This window comes from Xenorhabdus budapestensis, from assembly GCF_002632465.1.
GTDB classification, from domain to species: Bacteria; Pseudomonadota; Gammaproteobacteria; order Enterobacterales; family Enterobacteriaceae; genus Xenorhabdus; species Xenorhabdus budapestensis.
This window is the reverse complement of the sequence record NZ_NIBS01000010.1, coordinates 82,132-107,688: the sequence shown is the minus strand read 5'-3', so window position 1 is coordinate 107,688 and position 25,557 is coordinate 82,132. Positions and strand designations below refer to the sequence as shown.

General features: G+C 40.8%; 20 protein-coding genes and 1 pseudogene. 11 read left to right on the top strand and 10 right to left on the bottom strand.

Going from position 1 to position 25,557, the window contains the following annotated elements; genetic code table 11:
* Window positions 1-193 precede the first annotated feature (193 nt).
* On the top strand, window positions 194-754 hold the full coding sequence (locus tag Xbud_RS10890) for a hypothetical protein (protein ID WP_099136093.1): 561 nt from the start codon (window positions 194-196) through the stop codon (window positions 752-754).
* A 207-nt stretch (window positions 755-961) separates the two neighbouring features.
* Here Xbud_RS10890 and Xbud_RS10880 read toward each other — a convergent pair whose 3' ends face one another.
* The 3 genes from Xbud_RS10880 to lysC all read right to left on the bottom strand — a co-directional run bounded on the left by Xbud_RS10880 (window position 962) and on the right by lysC (window position 4,259).
* Window positions 962-1,603 (bottom strand): bifunctional 4-hydroxy-2-oxoglutarate aldolase/2-dehydro-3-deoxy-phosphogluconate aldolase, encoded by a 642-nt coding sequence (locus tag Xbud_RS10880; RefSeq protein ID WP_099136091.1) that lies wholly within the window; start codon window positions 1,601-1,603, stop codon window positions 962-964.
* 212 nt (window positions 1,604-1,815) lie between these two features.
* Complete coding sequence (iclR, locus tag Xbud_RS10875; protein ID WP_099136090.1) at window positions 1,816-2,646, bottom strand: glyoxylate bypass operon transcriptional repressor IclR; 831 nt, start codon at window positions 2,644-2,646, stop codon at window positions 1,816-1,818.
* A gap of 239 nt (window positions 2,647-2,885) precedes the next feature.
* Complete coding sequence (gene lysC / locus Xbud_RS10870) at window positions 2,886-4,259, bottom strand: lysine-sensitive aspartokinase 3 (protein WP_099136089.1); 1,374 nt, start codon at window positions 4,257-4,259, stop codon at window positions 2,886-2,888.
* 314 nt (window positions 4,260-4,573) lie between these two features.
* Here lysC and pgi point away from each other — a divergent pair, with 314 nt between their 5' ends.
* The 3 genes from pgi (at window position 4,574) to ubiA (ending at window position 7,802) form a co-directional block, all read left to right on the top strand.
* Window positions 4,574-6,220 carry a glucose-6-phosphate isomerase gene (pgi, locus tag Xbud_RS10865; RefSeq protein ID WP_099136088.1) on the top strand — a complete coding sequence of 549 codons (1,647 nt, stop codon included), beginning with the start codon at window positions 4,574-4,576 and terminating at the stop codon, window positions 6,218-6,220.
* A gap of 183 nt (window positions 6,221-6,403) precedes the next feature.
* The gene (ubiC, locus tag Xbud_RS10860) at window positions 6,404-6,931 is read left to right on the top strand and encodes a chorismate lyase (RefSeq protein ID WP_099136087.1); all 528 of its coding nucleotides are present in this window, start codon (window positions 6,404-6,406) and stop codon (window positions 6,929-6,931) included.
* A gap of 13 nt (window positions 6,932-6,944) precedes the next feature.
* A complete protein-coding gene (ubiA, locus tag Xbud_RS10855; protein ID WP_169923058.1) occupies window positions 6,945-7,802 on the top strand; it encodes a 4-hydroxybenzoate octaprenyltransferase in 858 nt (285 codons plus the stop codon).
* Window positions 7,803-7,887: 85 nt separating this feature from the next.
* Here the strand turns inward: ubiA and plsB are convergent, their stop codons facing one another.
* Entirely contained in the window at window positions 7,888-10,356 is a 2,469-nt protein-coding gene (gene plsB, locus Xbud_RS10850; RefSeq protein WP_099136085.1) for a glycerol-3-phosphate 1-O-acyltransferase PlsB, read from the bottom strand.
* A gap of 137 nt (window positions 10,357-10,493) precedes the next feature.
* On the opposite strand from plsB, the gene Xbud_RS10845 reads away from it, so the two are divergent.
* Window positions 10,494-10,865, top strand: a complete 372-nt coding sequence (locus Xbud_RS10845) for a diacylglycerol kinase (RefSeq protein WP_099136084.1) — start codon at window positions 10,494-10,496, stop codon at window positions 10,863-10,865.
* A 118-nt stretch (window positions 10,866-10,983) separates the two neighbouring features.
* Window positions 10,984-11,601 carry a transcriptional repressor LexA gene (gene lexA / locus Xbud_RS10840; RefSeq protein ID WP_099136083.1) on the top strand — a complete coding sequence of 206 codons (618 nt, stop codon included), beginning with the start codon at window positions 10,984-10,986 and terminating at the stop codon, window positions 11,599-11,601.
* 132 nt (window positions 11,602-11,733) lie between these two features.
* Here the strand turns inward: lexA and zur are convergent, their stop codons facing one another.
* Window positions 11,734-12,198 carry a zinc uptake transcriptional repressor Zur gene (zur, locus tag Xbud_RS10835; RefSeq protein WP_099136124.1) on the bottom strand — a complete coding sequence of 155 codons (465 nt, stop codon included), beginning with the start codon at window positions 12,196-12,198 and terminating at the stop codon, window positions 11,734-11,736.
* A gap of 206 nt (window positions 12,199-12,404) precedes the next feature.
* On the bottom strand, window positions 12,405-12,542 hold the full coding sequence (locus tag Xbud_RS19815; protein ID WP_169923057.1) for a hypothetical protein: 138 nt from the start codon (window positions 12,540-12,542) through the stop codon (window positions 12,405-12,407).
* A gap of 152 nt (window positions 12,543-12,694) precedes the next feature.
* Here Xbud_RS19815 and Xbud_RS10830 point away from each other — a divergent pair.
* Window positions 12,695-13,452 (top strand): IS5 family transposase gene (locus Xbud_RS10830; RefSeq protein ID WP_099136082.1). Its coding sequence is split into 2 segments (ribosomal slippage): window positions 12,695-12,776 and window positions 12,776-13,452, totalling 759 coding nucleotides; the frame shifts between segments, so codons are not numbered across the junction.
* Here Xbud_RS10830 and Xbud_RS10825 read toward each other — a convergent pair.
* Entirely contained in the window at window positions 13,424-14,584 is a 1,161-nt protein-coding gene (locus Xbud_RS10825; protein WP_099136081.1) for an NACHT domain-containing protein, read from the bottom strand. The genes Xbud_RS10830 and Xbud_RS10825 overlap by 29 nt on opposite strands.
* Window positions 14,585-15,457: 873 nt before the next feature.
* On the opposite strand from Xbud_RS10825, the gene Xbud_RS10820 reads away from it, so the two are divergent.
* The 3 genes from Xbud_RS10820 (at window position 15,458) to Xbud_RS10810 (ending at window position 20,199) form a co-directional block, all read left to right on the top strand.
* Window positions 15,458-16,699, top strand: coding sequence for an L-tyrosine/L-tryptophan isonitrile synthase family protein (locus Xbud_RS10820; RefSeq protein WP_099136080.1), 1,242 nt, complete (start codon window positions 15,458-15,460; stop codon window positions 16,697-16,699).
* A 245-nt stretch (window positions 16,700-16,944) separates the two neighbouring features.
* Complete coding sequence (locus Xbud_RS10815; RefSeq protein ID WP_099136079.1) at window positions 16,945-18,141, top strand: MFS transporter; 1,197 nt, start codon at window positions 16,945-16,947, stop codon at window positions 18,139-18,141.
* Window positions 18,142-18,486: 345 nt separating this feature from the next.
* Window positions 18,487-20,199: an ABC-F family ATP-binding cassette domain-containing protein gene (locus Xbud_RS10810; RefSeq protein ID WP_099136078.1), complete on the top strand. Its 1,713-nt coding sequence runs from the start codon at window positions 18,487-18,489 to the stop codon at window positions 20,197-20,199.
* A gap of 113 nt (window positions 20,200-20,312) precedes the next feature.
* Here the strand turns inward: Xbud_RS10810 and Xbud_RS10805 are convergent, their stop codons facing one another.
* Window positions 20,313-22,058, bottom strand: coding sequence for a beta-ketoacyl synthase (locus Xbud_RS10805; RefSeq protein WP_099136077.1), 1,746 nt, complete (start codon window positions 22,056-22,058; stop codon window positions 20,313-20,315).
* 225 nt (window positions 22,059-22,283) lie between these two features.
* Here Xbud_RS10805 and Xbud_RS10800 point away from each other — a divergent pair, with 225 nt between their 5' ends.
* On the top strand, window positions 22,284-23,261 hold the full coding sequence (locus Xbud_RS10800) for a GlxA family transcriptional regulator (protein WP_099136076.1): 978 nt from the start codon (window positions 22,284-22,286) through the stop codon (window positions 23,259-23,261).
* A 32-nt stretch (window positions 23,262-23,293) separates the two neighbouring features.
* On the opposite strand, the gene Xbud_RS10795 is transcribed toward Xbud_RS10800, so the two are convergent.
* Window positions 23,294-24,562: a DUF1479 domain-containing protein gene (locus Xbud_RS10795; protein ID WP_099136075.1), complete on the bottom strand. Its 1,269-nt coding sequence runs from the start codon at window positions 24,560-24,562 to the stop codon at window positions 23,294-23,296.
* Between the two features lie 234 nt (window positions 24,563-24,796).
* Window positions 24,797-25,411, bottom strand: a pseudogene (locus Xbud_RS10790) (AbgT family transporter); the annotation flags it as partial.
* Window positions 25,412-25,557: the final 146 nt, after the last annotated feature.

The window sequence follows — 25,557 nt, the reverse complement described above, 5'->3', positions numbered from 1 at the left end:
TTTCTTCTATATATGATATAGAGTAAGTATTAAAGAGTATTTTAAAATAGATATCTATTCACTTATTAATTTTCAATGATATGATTCTGTCAATGGTCATTAAATTTTTAATAAAAATAGTTTTGTAATTTAATCATAATAACCATTAATAAAATAGTCCTATCAATTTTAAATAGTATTTAGGGAGAAAATAATGGCAGATATTATTTTATACGGTGATATTCTTCATATTAAAAACAGATATGCTAATGGCAGCTATCTTGATACTAATGGATATGCAACGTCATTGGGAGAAAAATATAATGTTTTAACATCAGCTTTACCAAACCGGGATACAGGCTCTGGTTCATGGCAAATATTATCAGCAGAAGGTAAGAGTTTGGGAACGGAAGTTTATAGTGGTGATACTGTTTTTCTAGTGAACTTTTACCGCAATGATGGAGGATATCTGAGAGTAAGTGGCAATGCACCATATCCAGAGCTCTACAATGTATACACGGCGGATAGACCGGTGCATTCTCTCGATACAGCGGTCTGGTATATTTTTGCCGATAGTACGAATGTGTTTGATGGAAAAATCCGTACAGGAGATATTATTCGCTTACTTAATGGTTTTAATAACACACATGGCGGATTTCTTGATACTGCTTGGTTAGCAGAACAACCTGATGCTGTGTATAAAGTATATACTTCACTATTGTCCAATAGAGATAGTGGTTCGGGTATGTGGGCTCTATTAAAAGCAATTAGTTGATAGTGATATTGGGAATAGATTTTATCATTTCATTCATAAATAGTGATGGAGCTCTCAGTTTAAAAAAACAATATCTAAGAATAAAAGTAATTTTTTTAAAAAACACTTGGCTAAGAAACTATACTAGATTTTGTAATGCGGGAATTCTAATAAGTAAAAATATTGAAATAATAGAATTTCCGCATTTGGTAAAATTAATCTTCTAAATTATGCTTTAGCTCCCGCAATTGCACTACGCGCTAATTCCGTAATATGAGCATAATCACCTTTTTTCAACGCATCATTTGGTACTAACCATGAACCGCCTATGCACAGGACACTATTCAGTGCCAGATAATCGCAGTAATTATCTGGAGAAATGCCACCTGTCGGGCAGAAGCGTACCTGTGGGAATGGGCCAGTGATGGCTTTCAGGGCTTTTACACCACCATTTGCTTCTGCTGGGAAGAATTTGAAGCAGTTTAAACCATAGCTCATACCTAGCATTAATTCAGAGACTGTAGAGATCCCCGGAATAAGAGGAATTGAACCAGTAGCCGCTGCTTTTAACAACTCATCAGTCAACCCCGGACTAATGGCAAACTGAGCCCCAGCCTCAGTGACGGCTGCCAGTTGTTCTGGATTAATGACCGTTCCAGCACCGATAATCGCTTCAGGAACTTCCTTGGCGATAAGGCGAATGGCTTCCAGTGCGCATTCAGTTCTCAGGGTGATTTCCAACACGCGTATTCCACCGGCAACCAGCGCTTTTGCTAATGGTACAGCATGTTCAATTTCATTGATTACAATGACAGGGACGACAGGGCCATCAGTCAGGATGTTTTCTGCGGTTGTTTTCCAGTTATTCATTAGCAGTTTCTCTCGTCAAATCAGACATGCGGGATTTAAAATCCCTGATTATAAAAATGTCATTGAGCCATGGCTCTTGATTCAAGGCATTATGTAATAGCATATTGGGATGGACAAAAGAAGAATCCGGTGAATACAACCCCATGATTTCAATGACCATCTCATCTGGTTGATATTAGCTGTGCCGTAAAAAAGTGAAATTAACCGGAATTTCACTTAATTCCTCCATATTCCCGACTAACCTCTTTTGCCGCCCGCATAACAAGGGCACCAAGTTCAGTTACCCGATCATCAGAGATACGCGATATTGGGCCGGAGATAGAAATAGCGGCAAAAGCCTCGTGATGCTCATCATAAATGCAGGCAGCGATACAGCGTAACCCAAGGGCGTGCTCTTCATCATCGAGTGAAAAACCTTGCTTACGGATTTGTTCAAGATTTTCTTTCAACGCGGCTGCGGTGGTATGAGTATGTTGTGTATAGGCGTGTAATCCTTTTTTATGCAGTAATTGTAGGCACTTTTGTTCGGACAACGTGGAAAGGAGCGCTTTACCTGCGCCGGAAGCGTGCATCGGCAATTGGCCGCCAATTGGAGCGGACATCCGCATCAGTGCATTACATTGCACCTGATCGACAATGACTGCTTCATACTCATCAATATTGAAAATAGCAAGATTGACGGTTTCACCGGAATCTTCCATTAGCTGGCGTAGAATCGGGTGAACCAATACCATCAGATTGCGGCTTTGCAGAAAGCTGCTGCCGACAACAAAAGCATGTGATGCAATTACCCACAAACCCAGATCGCCAATCTGACGAACAAACCCATGCTGCTGCAATGTGGTCAAAAGACGGTGGGTGGTGGAATTGGGAAGGCCAGCCTGAATAGCAAGGTCAGTCAATGCGACTCCACTTTGTGAATCAGAAATATATTCCAAAAGGGATAAGCCTCGGCTTAAGGACTGAACCTGACCGCTTGCAGCGGCACTACCGGCTGTCATTTTAGTTTTCTTGGTACGTTTGCTGGCAATGGCGGAGCTCATAAGATTCCCTCTAAATTATCCTCTACTTATAGTATGACTGCGGTAGAGAAAAAATGGAATTTGTTTTCGTTTTCTTATTATGGATGATAAAGAGGGAAAAAACACATCCGATGAGTAGAGGTAAAAATTGCTTTTAGTGAGAGGAAATATGAGAGTTGAAGGTGTAATCTCATCCCATTATGGGATGAAATTACATCACGTCACGTCACATAGTTAATATGTTGATTAGCCTTTGAATGTCAGTTTTCAAACAGATTACGATGAAGTGCCTGAACTATCTGTTCTGCATCTCTGCCTGGCACGAGTAAACAAACATTATGGCTACTTGCTCCATAGCTGATCATACGGATATTAAAGGATTCTAGGGGACCAAAAATCTCTTTTCCTAATCCTTTGGCCTGTGAAAGTTTATTGCCGATAATTGCCACCAGTGCCAAATCTTCTTCAACTTCCACACGACACAATGTTGAAAGTTCAGTCAGCAGGGCATTGGTCAGCAAACTGCCGTTCGTGCTGGTGGAGCCTGTGGTATCCAGTGTCAAAGCAACACTTACTTCTGAAGTAGTAATCAAATCCACCGAAATATTATGACGTGAAAGCAGGGTAAAAACTTCTGCCAGAAAGCCTCTTGCATGCAACATTTTCAGGCTATGCAGAGTTAATAAAGTCTGTTTACGCCGCAATGCTAATGCCCGAAAACGAGGTGGATTTTCTGTTCTGTTGCAAACCAGTGTACCGCTAGCTTGCGGCTCTTTACTCGAACCAACGAAAACAGGAATACCGCTGCGGACGGCTGGCAGTAGGGTAGCTGGATGGAGAATTTTGGCACCAAATGTTGCCATCTCGGCCGCTTCATCAAAAGCAATCTTATCAATACGTTTGGCGGTTGGGGCAACTCTGGGATCGGTTGTGTAGATCCCCGGGACATCCGTCCAAATATCGACACGCCGCAAGCTCAGTGCTTCGCCAAGCAGGGCGGCGGTATAATCACTGCCGCCACGTCCTAATGTTGTTGTGCGGCCTTTTTCTTCTCTGCCGATAAAACCTTGTGTGATGACAATCGTGTTATTCAGACGAGGTTGGAGATGCTCTGCCACTAATATATTGAGCTGGTTTGTGTCAGGCTCTGCTTGCCCAAATTGATCATTGGTGCGCATTATCCGGCGGATATCAAACCATTCGACATCCGTGTTGCGCTGACGTAACAATTCGGCAAACAGCAGTGTAGACATGACTTCCCCATGGCTGACTAACTCGTCAGTCAACGCCTCAGATGTTGCCAGTGAGGCAGTTTCTGACAACGTTGCGATATTATCTAGTAAGTGCTCAATCTCTTCTTTAAGCACATCCGTTTCATTTAACCGCTTGATCATTGCATATTGAATATCACGGATCTGCTTCAGGCACTTCTCCCGTTTATCTTTATCGCAACCAGATGCTAATGTGACTAATAGATTAGTGACACCAGCGGAAGCTGATAAAACAACTACGCGAACATCTCTGTTTGCCAAAATAATATCAGCACAGCTATTCATGGCATCAAAGTCCGCCACACTGGTACCACCGAATTTTGCAACAACATACTGCGAGTAGGGAGAAGATACTGCACTCATGGATGATAGCCTTCTGTTTTAGGAGTAAAGAGTTAGTTTAGAAATAGAGAGTTAGAAATATCGGGTTAGCTTTGTTGAGTCAATGCTTGAGAATTAAGCATCAATATCTTTCATGATCAGAATGAAATTATCGTTTTTTCCTATATATCCAATGGATGCCAAATTTGAAAGATATAAGCAATTAGAGCTGGAAATAATGACTTATTTTGACCAATATCAGTCAGTAAAAGGAAAAAGAGATCCATCACAGCATTAACTTGTTACAATTCTGTGCATTCCTATTGTTTATCTACAGTTGACAGAGAGCATCATTCATGAAAAACATCAACCCTAGCCAGACCGAAGCTTGGAAAGTATTGCAACAACATTTTGAACAGATGAAGAATGTTCACTTACGAGATCTGTTTGAACAGGATAAGGCGCGTTTTGCAGCATTCTCTGCAACGTTTGACGATCAGATTCTGGTTGATTACTCCAAAAACCGTATTACCGCGGAAACATTGAAAAAATTACAAGCATTAGCGAAAGAAACGGATTTATCCGGTGCTATCCATAGTATGTTTTCCGGTGAAAAGATTAACCGTACTGAAGATCGTGCTGTGTTGCACATTGCTCTGCGTAACCGCAGTAATTCTCCAATTCACGTAGATGGGGAAGATGTTATGCCGCAAGTGAATACGGTGCTGGCAAAAATGAAATCGTTCAGTGAGCGTATCATTGGTGGAGAGTGGAAAGGCTATACCGGTAAGGCTATTACTGATGTGGTAAACATTGGTATTGGTGGCTCTGATCTCGGCCCATATATGGTGACTGAGGCGCTGAAAGCCTATAAAAACCACCTCAATATGCACTTTGTTTCCAATGTAGATGGAACCCATATTGTGGAGACATTGAAATTTCTGGATCCAGAAACCACACTATTCCTGATTGCGTCCAAGACCTTTACCACACAGGAAACGATGACTAATGCTCATTCTGCCCGTCACTGGTTCCTACAAAGTGCAGGTGATGAAGCATATGTCGCTAAACATTTTGCTGCGCTTTCAACTAATGAGAAGGAAGTCAGCAAATTCGGCATTGATCCACAAAATATGTTTGAATTCTGGGATTGGGTCGGTGGTCGTTATTCCCTCTGGTCTGCGATAGGCTTATCCATTGCACTTTCCATTGGTTATAATAACTTCGAGCAGTTGCTGAGTGGTGCTCATGCTATGGATAAACACTTTGAGCAAACCGCACCTGAACAAAACATTCCTGTTCTGTTAGCGCTGATTGGCATCTGGTATAACAATTTCTTTGGTGCAGAAACTGAAGCGATTCTGCCTTATGATCAATATATGCACCGTTTTGCTGCATACTTCCAGCAGGGAAATATGGAATCAAACGGTAAATATATTGACCGTAATGGCAATCCGGTAAATTATCAGACTGGGCCGATTATCTGGGGTGAGCCGGGTACAAATGGTCAACATGCCTTCTACCAGCTTATCCATCAGGGAACGAAACTGATTCCATGTGATTTTATAGCACCTGCAATTAGTCATAACCCGGCTGCTGATCATCACAGCAAACTGCTATCTAACTTTTTCGCACAAACTGAAGCGCTGGCCTTTGGTAAAACTCAGGTGCAGGTGGAAGCTGAATTTGCTGCCGCCGGAAAAAATGCACAGGATGTGGCAAATGTTGTGCCATTTAAAGTGTTTGAAGGTAACCGCCCAACCAACTCAATTCTGTTGCGAGAAATTACACCATTCAGTCTAGGCGCATTAATTGCCATGTATGAACATAAGATCTTTGTTCAGGGAGCAATTCTGAATATATTCTCATTCGATCAATGGGGAGTGGAACTGGGCAAACAATTGGCGAACCGTATTCTGCCTGAATTGCAGAGGGTAGAAGCCGTGAATAGCCATGACAGTTCTACAAATGGCCTCATTAACCGCTTTAAAGAGTGGCGTTAATCTGATTTTCTATTTTATTTAATTTTATATCCCCCCAATAACACCATTTGTTGGGGGGATATTTTTTGTAATTTCCATAACTTGTTATCAACTTTTTATTTTATTGGCCTGCAACATGATATCCTCAGATTCCATTCGTTGTGCTGTCGGAGAAATTGATGTTCTCCGCAATTGGAAAATGATATGGCAAATGACACAATATTAACTTCTACACCTATTCACTGGCTTTCGGCTGGTGAGGTTAATACTCCGAAAAATATTTTAGATTGGCTGATGGAAGTCGGTTCAATGACACATCGTTTTGAACAACATTGCCATCATGTAACAGTTGCACCATTTCGGGAATGTTTCATTACAGCAGCAGATATTGGCGATGAAAGTGAGCACTTACCTATAAGTGAAAAATATTGGTTACGTGAAATTGTCTTATATGGGGATAGTATTCCGTGGCTATTGGGGCGTACAGTAATCCCTGAGGAAACATTAACAGGACCAGACAAAAAGCTGGTGGATGTGGGAACCGTTCCACTTGGGCGTTACCTGTTTAGTGGCAATAATCTGACGCGGGATTATATTCAAATAGGTCAACAAGGACAGCGTTGGGCGCGGCGCTCTTTGCTGCGGTTATCAGAGAAGCCTTTACTACTTACAGAAGTTTTTTTGCCGGGATCACCTGTATATAAAATAAATAATATGAAAAAGGAGAAATAGATTGGAGGTCAGTATGACGCAAAATAAATGGCGCGCCTATTGCCGTTTAATGCGTATCGATAAACCCATTGGCGTATTATTGTTATTATGGCCAACCTATTGGGCATTATGGATAGCAGCAAAAGGTATGCCGAACTTACATATCTTGCTGGTTTTCACTCTGGGCGTCTTTTTCATGCGGGCGGCAGGATGTTGTATTAATGATTTCGCTGATAGGAAATTTGACGGGCACGTTGAACGGACAAAATTTCGTCCGCTTCCCAGTGGTGATATCAGCGAAAAAGCATGCAAAATTTTGTTTGCTACACTTGTGTTGATCTCTTTTGCGCTTGTATTGACACTGAATAAAATGACGATTGCTTTATCCTTTGTCGCGTTAGGGTTGGCATGGTTTTATCCTTTCGTTAAACGGATCAGTAACTTGCCACAAGTTGTGTTGGGTGCAGCTTATGGCTGGTCAATTCCTATGGCTTTCGCAGCAGTAAGTGAGTCCTTACCATTACAGTGTTGGTTATTATTTTTGGCGAACATAATCTGGTCTGTAATCTATGATACTCAGTATGCAATGGTGGATCGTGATGATGATCTGAAAATCGGTGTGAAATCAACGGCAGTGCTGTTCGGGCACTTTGATAAGTTAATCATTGGTACTTTACAATTCGTTATGCTGGCAATTCTCGTATCGGTTGGTTGTATAGTGAATTTAGGTGGAATGTATTACTGGACAGTATTATTGGCAGGAGCGCTCTTCATCTATCAACAAAAACTGATTTCTGACCGTCAGCGGGAGTCTTGTTTTCAGGCATTTATGAACAATAACTACGTTGGTTTTATTTTGTTCCTCGGTATTCTTTTCAGTTATGTTTTTTAAGGGAACGGGCGGTAGCACCGCCCGTTAATCTTTTCTTTTTCAGCACGATCAGCTTAAGAATAATTCTTTTCAGAATATCAATGTGTTATTCCTGATTTTCATCTGCTGGTTTTTGGTCATTATGCTCAGGAGGCATGCTGACACTCTCGATAGTCAGACGGATCTCTGGAGACATTAACTTACTCAATACCTGATAAAGTGCATGGGCACTTATGGTAACCATGTTACCGTTATCGTGGATATAACCTTCTTCACGCAATGTATTCACTGAGCAAGCGAAAACCGCTTTATCAAAGAATTCCGGCGCATTGATTCCATGTAGCACTGATAAACGTTGTGCCAGCATCCGGCTCTCTTTCTCCAATGTACCTCGGCTGATATCGGGAGTTGCATTCAATAGAGAAAGCGTGATGGCATAGCGTTGTAACGTTTCCCGGATACCTGCTGCCAGCAATTGCAATGGACGAATACGCGCAGGATTGAGTACCAGTATTTCCTGCTCTTTATTACAAATCAGGTATTGACGTGCCAGTTCATCAATCAATGTATTAACCACATCAGGCAACTCTTTCTTGCTATAACGCATGAAAAGTTCTTGCTTAAGCAGAGGATAAATCAGTTGTACCTGCCTAAGCAACTCACTGCGGCTGATACGACGGTGATGCATCACAATGCTGGAAATCAAAGATGGCAGAATCAACAGATGTTGGATATTGTTGCGATAGTAGGTCATCAGTACCGCGTTTTCGCGAGGCAGGATAATAATATCCCCAAGACCATCTTTTTCGACCTCAAACTTATTCATCCGTAAAGCATGATCCAACAGTTCTTCTGCTGTTTTTTTCGGTACTGTGACATCATTCGCGTAAGAAGTATTACGCAACAATTGTATATAGCAATCTAATTGTTCAATCAGCTGTTCGCGAGTAAGTGCTCGCTGACGTGATGACAATAAGGCTGTGCTACATAAATTAATTGCGTTTGCGGCTGCGGCGTTATTGATGTTAACCATAATATTACCAGCCAGCTTACTGACTGTTGGTGTCAACCATGCTGGGCGCTGCGCTTCTATTGGATCGATAGAATCACGCCATTCTGGAACATGTTGGTTCAGATATTGTACTAATGGGATTGGTTCACCAAAGTTCACATAGCCTTGCCCCAGATTACGTAGTTTACGTAACCCACGAACCATCTGAAAAAACCCTTCTTTTTCTTTGGTTGCGCCCCGTAGCTCTTTGGCATAAGTCGTAACCTCCATCACATGTTCATAACCGATATAGATTGGCACAATGGTAATAGGGCGTGATTCTCCGCGCAGCATTGTCTGTAATGTCATCGAAAGTGTACCGGTTTTCGGATCGAGCAGGCGGCCTGTCCGGGAGCGTCCTCCTTCAACAAAATATTCAACAGAATAACCACGGGAAAACAGTTCTCCCAGATATTCGCGGAAAATTGTCGAATAGAGTTTGTTGCCTTTAAAAGTGCGGCGGATAAAGAACGCACCAAGGCGGCGGAATATCGGCCCTGCTGGCCAGAAATTCAGATTAATACCGGCTGCAATATGTGGTGGAACTAGCCCCTGATGATAAAGCACGTAAGAGAGCAGCAGATAATCCATATGGCTGCGATGGCATGGAACATAGACCAGCTCATGACCATCTTGAGCCAATTGGCGGATCCGTTCGGCATTATGGACATTGATGCCCTGATAGAGCCGGTTCCACGTCCAGCTTAAAACACGGTCTGTTATGCGTACAGTTTCATAGGAGAAATCCGCTGCAATCTCTTCCAGCATATTGATAGCGTTCTGTTTTGCTTTCTCTGGCGAGATTTTCTTACTACGGGCTTCATCGGCAATGGCTTTTTCAATGGCCTTGGATGCCAGTAACTTTCTGAACAGATCCTGTCGGGCAGGTAAACGTGGCCCGACTGCTGCCAGACGTTGACGGGAATAGTGGATACGTGCAACACGGGCAAGTTTATTGGCAATAATCGTATCCGTACCATGGTCATCGGCTATACTGCGTAATGAAACAGGCGTGGAGAAACGTACAAAGCTATCCCGACCGAGCCACAGGATTGCAAAAAACTTCTGGATCCCATTAAGAAGGCGCAATTGTGGTGCTGTATTTGTTTCTTGTCCTTCACGCCCCGGGGAACGTCCAAACATCACGGAAACGGGCACCATCTGAATATCCAGATTAGGGTTATTGCGATGTAAGTCCAGATAAGAATGAAAAATCTTTACGGATTCATGCTTAGGCGCATAGCAGCGGAACACTCGTGGGCCGTCATCAATAAAAACACAACTTGGAAGCTGTGCATCATCAATATCTAAAGGGTTTAACGGATCTGGTAGATCTTGAGCCAGACATTGTTGACGTAAAGTCAATAAGTCGGCTTTTGAATGATACGGAAGCACATACAAAATAGGCCGGGTCGTATCAAGACTCAACTCTTGAATGGGAGCCGTTGGAATAAGCTTACTTTTTACTAAAAGTTTTATCGGAAAATTCAATAATTTATAATATATTTTACGCCAAGCTGACATAACTGCTTTAAGCCTCTTATTAGCAATGCGTCGCAAGCATACCAGAAACAAATTTTGAGATCTGTGGAAATAAGATAATAATAAGAGCTAAAAGTTATATGATCTTAAAACTATTATGATTATTGAAGAAAATTTTTATGGCGAATCAATCAACAGGCTTGAACCGTATTATTAAAGCGGCGGGATATTCAGCAAAAGGGATTAAAGCTGCGTGGCAGAATGAGGCTGCATTTCGACAAGAGGTAATTTTAGCTGTCTTAGCGATTATTGTGGCATTTTCCTTTGATTTTGGCATGCTTGAGAGACTTTTTCTCATTAGCTCTGTCATATTGGTGGTTATTGTTGAAGTGCTAAACAGTGCAATTGAGGCTGTGGTTGATCGAATCGGCAATGAATATCACGAATTGTCGGGGCGAGCAAAAGATATGGGTTCTGCTGCCGTATTTTTAGCTGTTATTTTGGCACTGTTCATCTGGGTAACAATCATAGGGTCGCATTTTATACGCTAAGGTGATTTATTTTTCGTCAAAATTCGTTATTTAGCAGCTTTTACATTCTGACAGGTTCCCAATTCAATTTTAGCTGTATATACTCACAGTCAGACTGTATAAACAAACAGGGGGCGAAATGAAAGCATTAACTGCCAGGCAGCAACAGGTTTATGACTTGGTGCGTGATCATATTTCGCAAACGGGTATGCCACCGACACGTGCTGAAATTGCAGCACGCCTTGGTTTTCGTTCACCTAACGCAGCAGAAGAGCATTTAAAGGCACTGGCGCGTAAAGGGGTGATAAAAATTGTCGCTGGTGCTTCCAGAGGTATCCGTTTGCTGCTTGAAGAGGAAGATGAAGGTACGGGATTACCACTAATCGGTCGTGTTGCTGCTGGTGAACCACTATTGGCTCAGGAACACATCGAAAGTCATTACAAGGTGGATCCGGAATTATTTAAACCAAATGCTGATTTTCTATTGCGTGTTCGCGGTATGTCTATGAAAGATATTGGTATTATGGATGGTGATTTGCTTGCTGTGCATAAAACTCAGGATGTTCTTAACGGGCAGGTTATCGTGGCACGGATTGAAGATGAAGTCACAGTAAAACGCTTTAAACAAACAGGAAACAGAATTGAACTGATTGCTGAGAATCCTGAATTTGAGCCTATCGTTGTGGATTTACGCGAACAGAATTTTACCATTGAAGGATTGGCAGTTGGCGTTATTCGTAATGGGGATTGGTTCTGATTGTAAAAGCGTCACACTTTGTCATTTTGGGCGGTCATTTGTCATTGTTCCCGCGAATCAAACGTTTATATGGGAACTTGGAAATTAATAAACTTATCAGTGATGACCGCCTAATAAAACGGAGTTTAAAACTTATTCCGTACAAGAATTCATTTCATGGCAGGAAGAGCACAAGCCGTGAACTTCTATCACACTGTGCCGCAGATGAAATCCTGCATATTGCGCTAAATTTTGTATAGCTGATTCAATATTTTTAGCATCCCGTTCGGTAACAGAACCACAACTATCACAAAGAAACATAGCTGATGTATGGCAAGGTTCTTCAAAGTGGTGACAAATCACATAGCTATTCGTAGATTCTATTTTGTGGACAAAGCCTTGTTCCAGTAAAAACTCCAACCCACGATAGACCGTTGGTGGCTTTGCCTGTGGCTCAACTTCACGGAGCAGATCCAACAAATCATAGGCACTTATTGCACCTGGTTGGGCTGAAATTAAACGCAGAATTTCAAGGCGTTGAGGTGTTAAACGAACCCCTCGTGACAGGCAGATTGCCTCAGCCTGTGTCAGTAACTTTTTTTGGTTGATAGTTTTCATTACATCTTTCACACCCAGCATATGCCAATGGTTGTAATGTTATCATGTTTTTCAATTCGTAGCTGAAATCTACTTAATGGTCATGACCCTATCATTCTTCTTTATTATCAATTAATAAATTAGTTTTCTTATCTTTTGGGGTAGATACTATGACTGTTAAATTGGGTTATTTACCAAATAGCTAAGCCAGCAATAACAACACCAATCTAGCCATTGATCTTATAAGCATAAATAGCAACAACAGAGCCTATTGCACTCCCCGAATAACATCTTGTCATATAAGCTGCGATCAGCCTGTTTCTTGCTTCTGGCAATACTCTATAAATGGTGCTTTGGTTAATCATATTTAACCCCTGTGTAGCTAAATCCAATGAAATAACTCCTGAAATTAACAAATAATTAGATTAGGGCGTGTTGACGTTTGAACGAGGGGATTTGAATGGCATGATAATTTGGTATCCTTATTTTTACCAAAAAACTCGTAACCAGAACTATCATGCCAAGACCCATGTTATCAGACCCTGTGTGGGATAAGCTATTTGTATTCATGCAACAAAATCAGCTTGTCTACCATAAAAAACGCATCGCCTAATTCTGGCAGGTATCCTTTTTCAAATGAGAACCGGGAGCCCTTGGCGGGAACTGCCTGTTGAATATGGGAAATGGAATACCGTTTTTAAGCGTTTTAATGCGCGGTCAAACAAAGGTGTTTTTGATTCATTATTCAAGGAATTAGCTAAAGATTCTGATACTGAATGGTTGTTCATTGATGGCAGGATTGTCCGTGCTCATCAGCACAGTTCAGGCGCGGCTTCAAAGGAGAATGAAGCGATTGGGAAAAGCCGGGGGGACTCGACCAAAATCCATTTGGCCGTAGGCAGTTATGGTTTGCCTGTTCATTTTGAATTATCTGAGGGGCAAACTCACGACATTGTGCATGCAAAAAGTTTGGTGGCGCAATCACCGCCTCCGGACTTTGTCATCGCTGACAAGGGATATGATAGTCAGGCATTCAGAAATTATATCGAAGAACAAGGGACAACGGCGGTTATTCCCTACCGAAAAAATAACCGAAACTCGGCTAAAAAGAGGGATAAGGGTTTATATCGTTATCGTCATTTAGTTGAAAATGCGTTTGCCAGAATCAAACATTTTCGTGCAATCGCAACAAGATACGATGAATTGGCACGGAATTACGCCAGCACATTGGCACTGGCATTTGTCATTATCTGGCTACCCATGTGGGTCGAATAAATGATGAATACAAAACGTTAACACGCCCTAGCAATTGAGACGGGTCACCGTCAGTAAGTACTGCATAAGGATCTAGATCAATAACTGCTTCTTGTATTGGTTTGCTTCCAAGAGCTGCCATCCAACTAAGAAGGCCTCTAAGTTCGTCTCTGACTGTCGAATTAGGGGCGATTATGGATAAGCACTGTGAAAGTGATAATCGGTTATTATCTGAGGTTAATCGTTTTGTTAGATATTTAGCAGCACAATACTCTGAAATGATCTTATGCACAGGTTGGTGCTGGTCTGCTTTGTCACCGGGTTTAAAAAGCCGAGTCGACAATATGTTTTCAATTTGACTTTCACCAAAAATAAGGGAGTCTAGCTGAGGATATAAGCGTTCAGAGTTTATATCACTTAAGCTAACTCCTTCAGAGCCAGATAATAATAATTTTGCGAAAACATCCTCAGCGAATTTAATTTTGCCCTCAAAGGGGAGTTCTCCCTTTGGAGATATATTTGGATTGTATTCTTTTGCTAAGTATTCAATTGTATGCTCAAAAATAGAATGCTTATTAGTGAATTTTCCCTCACTTGCAATATATGCAACAGCAAATAATTGCAAAAACTGGGGGTTTGGCAACAGTGGTTCTAAATCAAAGCGGGCAACTTCATCTTGAAAGGTTTTGAAATCCTTTTTAGGGACGTAGTTTTTGAAAAGTTGCTGTTGCTCAATACTGTTAAATGGCTCCATACGTACAACTAGAGGCTTACAGCCAAAAAAATCTGTAAAGCTCTTTGTACAGGCGTCATCCCATTCACTAGATCGACTAGATAGCAATACGACAGACGGTTGTAAGTCGCTTACTTTACCTAATAGCCGGTAAATGCCTGATGAGTCAATCTTTGCCAATTCATCAAAAGCATCAATAACGATGTGTTTGTTAAAACTGCTAGAGCCTATATGAAAGAATTTATTCGCAGAAATATTCCCCGTTTGCAGTTGGATTGCCAGGCTATTAAGTAGTCGTGTTTTACCTCCACCAGGTTCAGCTAAAACAACAATAAAATTAGAAGAAGCAAGAAGTTCTGACTCATTGTAAAAAATGTTGTCGCTGTATAATGTGCGTGGAAGATAAAACTCTGGGTTCATAAACGAAACTTAACTTTTATCCTATTATAGGATTGAATATGTAGTATTAGTCTAAAAATCTCTAGATGGCAATTCCTTCTATCTTTTATTATAGTTCTTCAGGCAAATCTGGCTTTGTGCTGATGCTTCAAGCACTCTTAAGGGAAGAAGCTCGGGCTAAGTTATTATTACCAACCGTAATACGATGCCACGTTTCTCGTTCAAACGAACTTTTCTTCAGAACCTAGAGGCTGTTGCACAGGAATGGTTAGGCATGATCCGTAACCGAGACTAACGGAGAAATCTTCCGGTGTCATATTGGATTCAGCGGATAATATAATGATGCCATGTTCTTGATTTGTGATTGCGACGTATAGATTAGGATAAGGGCGGCCATCCAGCCTGCCTGCATCAATTGATATGGCCGATAAAAATTGGTTACTACCTTAACGTTCTTCCAAAATAGTCTTTCTGATTCATTTGGTGTCAATCCATTGTTATACCAATGAAGGAAAAGCTGACGATGATTCAAATCATAAGGAAGTACGTATCCAAGAAGAAAGCATTTTTATAATGTTATAAGAGATAAAAAATATGTACAAATAATAACCATTGCTTGTCGGATAATGATATAGCTTCCTTTGATTATTATTAGCTATTCTCCTTTATGGCAATATGCGACTTTAAAATTGCCAATACTTTTAAGAAAAGAAAAAACTAAAGGAGATATTTTATAAGTATATTTGAATATGTAGCCAGCAACTGACTCAATCCGTATTGAGAGTAAAACTCTTTTTCAGATGATAAAAAAGAGCCAGAAGCTAAATACAGAGTTATTCAAAAATCCATACATTTCAATTACGGGATGTGCCTATGTTTATTTAGGAGGATAAATTGAAAAATATATCTGTTAGCACAAACGGTTCAATCATTGAAGATTCTATTTTATTTGGTCAATTTGGATGGCCAGAATATGAACCTGATATGACATTCAACGGTAATTTAATTTCATCAGCCTTAAGAGAAGTATTACTTGAGAAATGTTCCATTTCTAAAACATTGCCATCTGAACAGTGGTGGAAAGAGAAATGGAAAAAAAACTCGCCTCTGCATCTTTTAGTTAGAGATTATCTCAATCATCCCTCTATCCAGTTTAATTCCAGGAGTATTTTTTTATCCTGCTTAGAGACGTTAGAAAAAATTAAGTCTAATATAAATGAAAAGGGGAAAATTGATATACTACTTCCTGTTTTCTGTGTTATTAGCAATTGGCAGAAAAGACATGATATTACGTCTCTGACGATGGCAGAAGAGGTATCTTTGTTGCATCTCGCGAATATTTCAATATATCTTGAGAAAAATACAGGAGTCAGAATACGTTTCAATATTCTGTCAGACGCTACATTTTATGCTGGTATTTTTGGTGATCCCATGGATGCGGCAGAACAATATATAGAAGATCTGAAAGACTTCACTCATGTAAGAAAAATCGATGAAATAGTGAATATCCTTGATATATCTGAGATAGTTGCATTATTTCAGGGTGATTATGACCGTGCTTTATCAAAGCATCTGAAAACTTTCACACTGGATCCATCTTTTGGAATTAGTCATGAGGAAGCTATTCGTTTCAATGCCAGTGTCGGGAGCACAGTTAACATTTCAGATCTCTCTCTGACATATAATCAAAAAAAATCGATATTCTGTGACTCTATTTTTCCTGATCTGGCGATAAAGCATGAGATCATGAATAGAGTTCACTCTGCCTTTATTCAGTACAGAGCTATGAAAGAAGCAATGGCGAGTATCCAATGGGAAAAGAGGCTATTTCCTAATGCAATCCGGGCAACTATTCATCATAAGACAATACCTGTAATTGGTATCAGGATATATCCTGGTTACAAGAATTATTCACCGCATCTTCCCTACCATGGTATTGCTGTTATTGAACACAGAAATAATGTCTGGAGAATGAGTATTGAACAAGAAATTCAACAACATGGTAAGAGATTAAGAATTATTAATAGTCGGGGAGTCAGTGATTTTTATGTAGATACTGATACTCTGGAAGATATGGAGGATTTGTTAAGTAAATCGAATTTTAATGGTAGTCAGAATAATATTTTTTCCTTATAACTTGATAATAAATATCTAAGAGTTTTAGTTAATACTGAATAATATCTCAGAATTGATTTATACCCTTTATTTTTCAAGTTGCAGATTCATTACAACTTTAAACTTATTGGGTATATTAAACAAAGCGTTAGTGGCAATAAAATTTTTATTGGTAATAGTGTCAAAAAATAAAGTTATCGGTAGTTTAAAATTTAATAAACTAACAGTATAAATATTCGTACATATCTCTTATCAGAGGAGAATAGATGCGTAACTTTATTTTAATTATCTTAGGGAATATCGCATTAGAAAGTGCGGTACCGTTACTTTTTACCGTTGGAGGTTTGGCCGGCCTGTATCTTGCCCCATTGGCCTGGCTTGCAACATTGCCAATAGCGATACAAATGGTTGCTGGAAGTGTTTGCTCAATTCCATTGTCGAATTTAATGGCACGTTACGATCGGAGAACAGGATTTATTCTGGCCAGTATGGCGATGATATTTGGTGGATTTGCTTCAGCGGCAGCTATTTATTTAGACAGTTTCATGCTTTTACTCGGTGGGCATTTTTTAATTGGTATCGCCATGATCGGTATTAATTTTTTACGGTATGCTGCTGCTGAAAGCGTTCCAAAGCACCGGGCAGCAACAGCAAGCTCTTTATTGCTGGCCTCTGGAATAATTGGGGTCATCATTGGCAGCAAACTCTATGGAAAAGGAGATAGTCTGGGGTTCGATCTTCCATTTATTGGGGTATACACGCTGGTGTCCGTTATTGGAGGATGTGCTGTGCTTGCCTTTGTTCCACTTAATCGTGAAATCGGATATTCGGTTAATCGAGCAGAAGCTGATGTTAGTCAGGCAACTGGGTTCTCATCTATTGTCACAAGCCACTATTTGTTTTTTGGAGTTGTGTCAATGGTGTTAGGCCATGCAATTATGATGATAGTTATGTCAGCCGCCTCAATTGCTTCTGTCGGTTATGGTTTGGGAAATTCAGAAACGGGCATATTAATTGGTGCTCATCTTGTAGCTATGTTCGCTCCCGGTGTTATCACGGGTATGCTGATATCAAGAATGGGGGCAAATCGTATTATTCTGTTGGGTGCTCTCTTTAACCTTGTCGGTTTTCTGATAGGGCTTACCAATGAAAGAGAAATTGTTATTCTCGGAGTTCCGCTGATTTTTGCCGGATTAGGATGGAACCTGATGTTCTTAGGGGGAACTCATATTATCAACAGCATGCCTGATGGAATCAGTAAAGTCCGTGTTCAGGGTGTGAGTGAAACTCTTCTGGCTACTGTGTCAACGATATTCGCACTTGCATCTGGGGGAATTTACGAGGCACTTGGTTGGAAAGGGCTGATTTGGGCTGTAACAATAATGACGTTACTAACTATAACGTTATTTTTTATTCGTGCGCTTTTGATAAATCGGAATGAATCTCCTGCGAAAAATAGATGAGAAACAGAACGCATTTTTCAAATAATTCATCTGATTTATTTGCTTTTTCTGGCAGACTTTCTATATGATTAGTCCACCGAATAACCAGAAAGTATCATTACTTTTCCAGATAAAAAAGGAGGTCCTATATGTCTATGCAGCGTTTATTCGCTCGCTTCTTTGGTATTAGAAGCTCGCTCAAGGGTTTGTGGCATACGCTGCGATAATCTTAGCTTGAGCGAAAAAATATTTAGTTACTAACATAAAGTAGTAACTTCACAAATTAGAGTTCTCTTCACTCAAGCTCGAAGAATTATTGTCAGCATCTGACAACGGTGTTTTGCACCCAAAATTCTTGAGTTATCTATGAGCACTTATTTATCTGCACAATCACTTTCTATTGCTTTCTCTTCGGCTCCTTTGTTTGAGGATATAACATTTACCCTGAACAAAGGCGACAAAATTGGACTTATCGGTCATAACGGCTGTGGTAAAAGCACCCTGATGAAATTACTTAGCGGTAATTTGGAAGATTACAGCGGTAAGATCACAATTGCGAATCATTGTGTTCTGGCGTATGTCGAACAGCATTTACCCTTATCTCTGCATGATGCCACGTTAATAGAGGCTATTAGCGAGAAAGTTAAAGTTGACGAAATTTGGCGAGCCGAGCTTCTGTTGTCTGAACTGGGATTCCCCGAACAGGATTGGCAAACACCTATCGGGAATCTTAGTGGTGGGCAACATATGCGCCTGTTACTTGGTCGTGCGGTGATCCAGCAACCTGATTTACTTTTATTGGATGAGCCGAGTAACCATCTGGATCTGACTTCTCTGCTATGGTTGGAATCTTTTTTGTCTCAGTGGAAAGGCTCGTTTGTATTGGTATCGCATGATCAGACTTTATTGGATAGGGTGACTAATATTACCTGGATCATGCGGGATAAAACCTTATATCACTTCGGTATGGCTTGCTCTCAGGCAAGGCAGGCATTGCTCGAACGTGATCAGACGGATCTGCAACGTCATGCCAGTGAGCAAAAAGAGATAGACAGGCTAGAGCAGAGTGCTGAACGGTTAGCAACATGGGGTAAGGTTTATGACAGCCCTGATCTTTCTCGTAAAGCGAAGACGATGCTGGCACGTAAACAGCGTCTGGCTGAGCAACAAACTAAACTCACTCAAGGCACTCCATGGAAGCTGACTCTTCAGGGGGATGCATTACCAGCTAACCGATTGCTGGATATTGAACATATGGCTGTTATGCCTTTGGGCACTAATGTGCTTTTGTTCAATGTGCTGTCGAAACAGATCAAGAGTGGCGATAGAGTCGCTGTTCTGGGTAACAACGGTTGTGGTAAGTCTACTTTGTTGAAAGTGTTGTATAAAGAATATCTGGAAAAGACATTGCAGAATGTGGATTATCATCCTCAATGTCAGCTCGGTTACTACGATCAATCGCTGGAGCAAATTCAGGGTGATGAATCACTGAGTGATGCGTTAATTCGTTTTGCACCAACCAGTGATGATCAGCGTAAACGGGCGCTTATCAGCGCAGGTTTTGAATATCAAAGGCATCAGCAGAAAGTGGCATCACTGAGTGGCGGTGAACGGGCGCGTTTATTGTTCATAGGGTTAACATTAGCGCGTTACCATTTGCTGTTTCTTGATGAACCCACTAACCACCTTGATCTGGAGGGTAAGGAAGAGCTCTTTGATACTCTGAAGGAATATAAAGGTGGAGCCTTGATTGTCAGCCATGATCGAAGTCTTATTGAGCAAAGCTGTAACCGCTTTTGGTTGATCAATAAAGGTAAGTTAACTGAATATCATAATGTTGAAGAAATCTATTCTTTGCTCGAACAGGGTGATAATTTAGAGAAACCAAATCGGCAGCATCTTACTGATTGCAATAAACAAGAATCGGCAATGGTGTGGGATGAAGAGGTTTTACTGCAACGTCTGATAGAGTTGGAGAAGCTGTTGCAGGAGGATTTGAGCAGAAGACCAAAACATCAAAAGCCCGCCTTGCAAGAGGAATGGCGACAGGAGATTGAAATTATAAGCAGACAGCTTTAACGCGTAATCTGTAAGTTGTGTTAACTGTATCTGACCGCCATTGGTTTTGTTTTAATGGCGGTCAGATTATTTTAAGTAATTTTCGGATTATCTGGATGTATTATATTGGAAATTCACAGAAATTCGCTGAATTCATCTGCATTCGGCAGTTTTATAGTATGTTTGAATCCTGCTAATTTCACTTCCTGACGTGAAAGTTCGATATCTGAGGGTTGCATCACAGAGCTGCCGAAATCGTAAATAATAGATTCCTCGCCACGGCAAATAGCTTGATCCTGTTTTTCACTTTTGTCTTTAACTATCTGATTGCATTTATGATAGTTACTAATGGCCGTATTACCATGTTTTTTAGTCAGCATTCGCATTGTTTGCTGTGGAGATAAAATAACAGCGCTCGCATTATTGCCACCAAATCCTTTTGAGTTAATGATTGTGGCACGCATATCTTTACCCTGTTCACCAGTAAACTTATCCTGCATTAAGATGTTCAGATTGGAAGAATGTACATCTTCAGCAATGTGATCAATTGTCTTAATGCCGAGTATCCATCCATATTGCCAAACGCCTAGCGTGTTGGCTAACTGATCACCGGCAGAGGCAGAAAAAGAGTGCCCGACATATGCCTTAATGGCGGTAACATCCCAGCGGCTGAGGCCAAAGACTTTCGCGATTTCATTAATAATGTGGCTTTCTGTAACCCTATTTTGTGGTGTCCCTGTACCGTGTGCCTGAACGTAAGAATGCTGTAATTTTCCATCCAGAAGGCTGTCTGTAAGGGAAGCGGCTTTCATCATCGTGATATAGTTACCGATTCCGGGGGAAGAGATAGATTTTTTGTTCGCATCGGCATTCACGAAAACATCAGGCACCGATCCAAGAATATTAGCACCACATTGCAGGGCGAGGTCGTCACTCATAAGCAGCACAAACTGTGATGATTCGGAAAGAGTGATCCCGACATTCGTTGAAAATGGGCGGCAGGCACGGCGATGGTCGACAGTGTTGGTTCCGTCCAATTTACATAATAGGTGGTCTTCTGCGAGAGCTCCCATGGCACGGAATCCTTCAATAATTTCAGGAGTAATAGGTGCTTCGGCACATCCTACTAAACAGACTTTTGCCTTACCTTGCCTTATGTCATTAACGCCTTGTTTAAGATTGTATAGAAAGCTGGCACAGGCACCGATATTGGCAGACGTACTTCCTATATTATTGATAATATAACTATTAATAAAATCTGCTGGCATGTCCGGTAAGGAGAGTGGCAACATTTTGGAGCTAATGCGCAAGCCATTCAGTGGATTACCGATCAATCCTGATAGTGAAAACTGATCTACCTGGCCTAATGCACTGCTGGCGTAAACAGAAACCTGATCAGGCTCTACTAATGCAGATATATCTGACCATGAAATCCCGATTGAGTTGAGTAAATCTGAGGCACCATATACTGCAAGACGTAAACCGCGAGGATGGTGATGGGCATTATATAAATTTCCTATTTCAAACCCTTCCGGTAATTGTCCTGCGCTGGACATAGAAAGTGGAATATAAGTCGATTGTAATAGTTGAACTGTGTCTTTGGCAGAATCGGTTATTATTTTATTAACTGGCACTTTCTGTGTATCGAAAAGAGTTATTTTTCTAATTAGTGTGCCATTTTTTGCTTGTTCAATTTTGGTATCTGTTACAGATTCTGTTCCATTAATAATATTCATTCGATGACATAAATCGCTCCATGTATCTTTCATTATTTTGTCATTAAGACTATTTGATACGATGCGTTTATATCCGTGGAATCCAGAACTTCTTCCAGCCGTATTGATACCACCTAAACCAACAATTACGGGTAATTTACTCATTATGAACTCCAAAAAGGCTTTTTCTGAAGTTTAGCAATTGGTGTAATTTAATACTCTGATATATTGGTCATTAAAACTGAGAATGTTGTCATCTGATCTATTTCTATCGAAACTGAAATATCAAATGTTATATACCCGTTGTTTTTCAGGTTACCGCTTGTTGGCAATATCCTGAAATTCCATAGAATATAGGCAAGAAGCGTACATGATGTCTGGAGACTGAGTATGAATATAGCGTTTGTCTTATATGATAAAGCGTTACAAAGTGGGATTACGTTAGCATCGGATATGTTAAACAGCGCCAGCAGTTTAAGAAACCACATAGAGCAGAGAGAACAGCCGCTTGTCATGTCTGTTGTAGGGGATATGAAGAAAAACGACCAACAGATACCGCAAATTATGCTGCATACTCACCATACATTTTCAGAGTTTGTCGATTTTGATTTAGTGTTTTTGCCCCCTATGTGGGGAAATCCATATCCTGCGATGGTTGGCAGGAAAGATATCCTTTCATGGCTGCGCAGACAAAAAGAAAATAATGCTGTCATTGTTGCAACCGGAACAGGGGTATTTTGGTTAGCGCAAGCGGGTTTACTTGATAAAAATACAGTAACAACCCATTGGGCTTTTTATGACAAATTTGCACGTCAATTTCCAACTGTGAATATAAACCGTAAGGCAAGTATTACCTATAATGACAATATTTACTGTGTAAGAAGTATTAATTCCCAAACGGAGCTATTGGTTTACCTTATCTCCCAGTTTTTTGGGCCACCTATAGCTAAAATTATTGAGAAACATTTCATGCATGAAGTGTCCGACTTCCAATCAGAGCCATTTTTTCAAGTGGGAGGTAGCACACAGTTTGATGAAATGGTATCGATAGCCCAAAGTTATATTAAACAGAATATAACATCGCATATCACCATTAAAGACATTGCCAGTTATGTTGGAGTATCGGAAAGTACTTTGGCCCGTAATTTCAGAGCACAAGTCGGAGTTTCTCCCCATAAATATATGCTTAATTACCGTTTATTAACTGCAAAGCAGTTATTGAAAGATAATAACCTGAATTTATTGCATATCGCACAATTAGTGGGATTTAAGGATCCTCACTATTTTAGTAAGGTGTTTGAACAACATTTTGAGCTGACTCCAATAGCCTACCGTAATCTGGTAAAAGCAAAGGCGTTCCATGCCTGATAATCCCATGTTTGATAATTTAAATCTATGTCTCAATATTCCCGATTTTCTAACCCAAGTCCCCGTAAGCCAATTGCATTTAACTCAGCAACGGTGAAACGGTTTTTCCAATTCTTTTCATAATGTTCCTGAGCGAAGTCTGGTGGAGATGTGCCATGTTCAAGGGCTTCAGTCACTTGACGGGCATAGGCCAGATTTCTGTTACACAATGGCGCGGCAGGAATATACATGACATTTCCCCAGCCTTGTTGATTTTCTACAGGGGCAACCGAGTGGATTAGATCACAGTGCCACCAGACAGAATCTCCAGCCTGTAATGCCGGGATACTGCTTAACCCACGAATAAGATGAGGATGCCATCGTTCTGAGATAGGAAGTGCTTTGCCGGGAGCCACACCACATAGTTCATCTTCGGGCACATCATTCAGTAGTGGGCGTAGCAGAATATAGGCCATTGCTTCAGGAACGGGCACAACATGCAGAAGTCCCTGACCGATCAACATATCCGACAGCGCAGTCCAGCCTTGAAATGTTCTAAATACAGAACACCTTGTTGTGTTATTGAATTCATGTACATCGGGGCGATAGGCAGCATCCCAGGGATCGTATTCTGCAAACTGGTTGGTGAATATTTTTCTGAACACGTTTTGATAGTCTGGTTGTAACCAGCGTTCCAAAGCTCCTGAATCGGTGTGAGCTCCCAGACCCTTGGATGTCGTACCCGGTGGTCTGCGACGAATACGATCGGGATAAATCATACTGACATCAGGATCAAACCATCTCACTCCATCCGATTCAAATTTCCATAAGTGATTCAGAAAAGACTGTACCAGCGCAATTTCTTCACTTTGTCTGGCTTGCATCTGTGCATGGGACCAGTAAATGGGATAAATTTCTGGCCGGGATGCTTTAAGACTACCGAAATAATTATCCTTTGGTCCCTGATAGAAGTGTTCAAACTCATTGGTATTGAGGTAATCAAGCATAGACTGATCCCATGCGATTGCCTGATCCTGTGGGAAGTTTTGCCTGACGACCAAACAGCCACGGCGCTTAATCTTTTGTATGATTTCCTCTGTTATTCTACCTTCTGCCATATCACGCCAATGTATTTCAGGCCAGGCGCTACCCATATTTTTTTCATCTTCTTTGGCTGCGGTTAATTCTTTTTCTATTTTGTCACATACCTGAGAGAAGAGCGTTTCAACGTCACCGATTTGCTCACGCAGAATTTGTTTCATCTGGCGAATTCTTTTACAGTAATCATCAGGAAAGTCGGTGGTGGTAAAAGATGTATCCATAGTAATCTCTGTTTATGAATGGGTTTTATATTTGGACAAAAGTTAATCTACCTCCGATTCATAATATATCAACAATGTTTTAGTCAATTTGCGGCAAAACATTTTGAAATGACAAACAAAAATTGTTTTTAATTGATATTAATGGAGTAGTATTTTGATATTGAGAATGATAACCAGAAGAAAATGCTTGCTCTGTCAATATATAGGGCAAGCATTAACCTAACTTACAGAATATTAACTAGCAGGATTATAGTAAATTGGTGAACCAGGACCGACGGGTAAACCAAGGACAAAGACCCAGACATAGAAGAATAGTGACCAACCCACCATAAATACCAGGGAGTAAGGTAACATCATAGAGATCATAGTACCGATACCGGCATCCTTTTTGTATTTCACCGTTATCGCCATAATCAGCCCGAAGTAGGTCATCATCGGAGTGATGATATTGGTTACAGAATCACCGATACGATAAGCTGCTTGAATAGTCTCCGGGGCGTAGCCTGCCAGCATCAGCATGGGGACAAATATTGGTGCAGTAACCGCCCATTGTGCAGACGCTGATCCAATCATCAAATTGATAAAAGCACAAATCAGAATAAAGCCTATAAATAACAGACCGCCGTGCAGATTAATTTCATTCAGGAAGTTAGCGCCTTTTACAGCAATAATTTGACCGATATTAGTCCAGCCAAAGAAAGCGACAAATTGAGAGGCAAAGAAAATAATAACCAGATATAAGCCCAGGTTGCTCATTGACTGTGCCATAGCATCGACCACATCTTTATTGGATTTCATCGACTTGGCGACGTAACCATAGACAATGCCCGGTATAGAAAAAAAGAGAAAGCGTTTCCCAGCCATTCAATTGTTCGCAGAAAGCGATTTCCGTTTTGTTGTCACTCTTAAACCACCTCCTATGGAGGTGGTGATCGTTCCTGTGGGGCTTTGCCCGTAGGACGCTCATGCTAAATACTTCCTCAGTTTGTTACCAG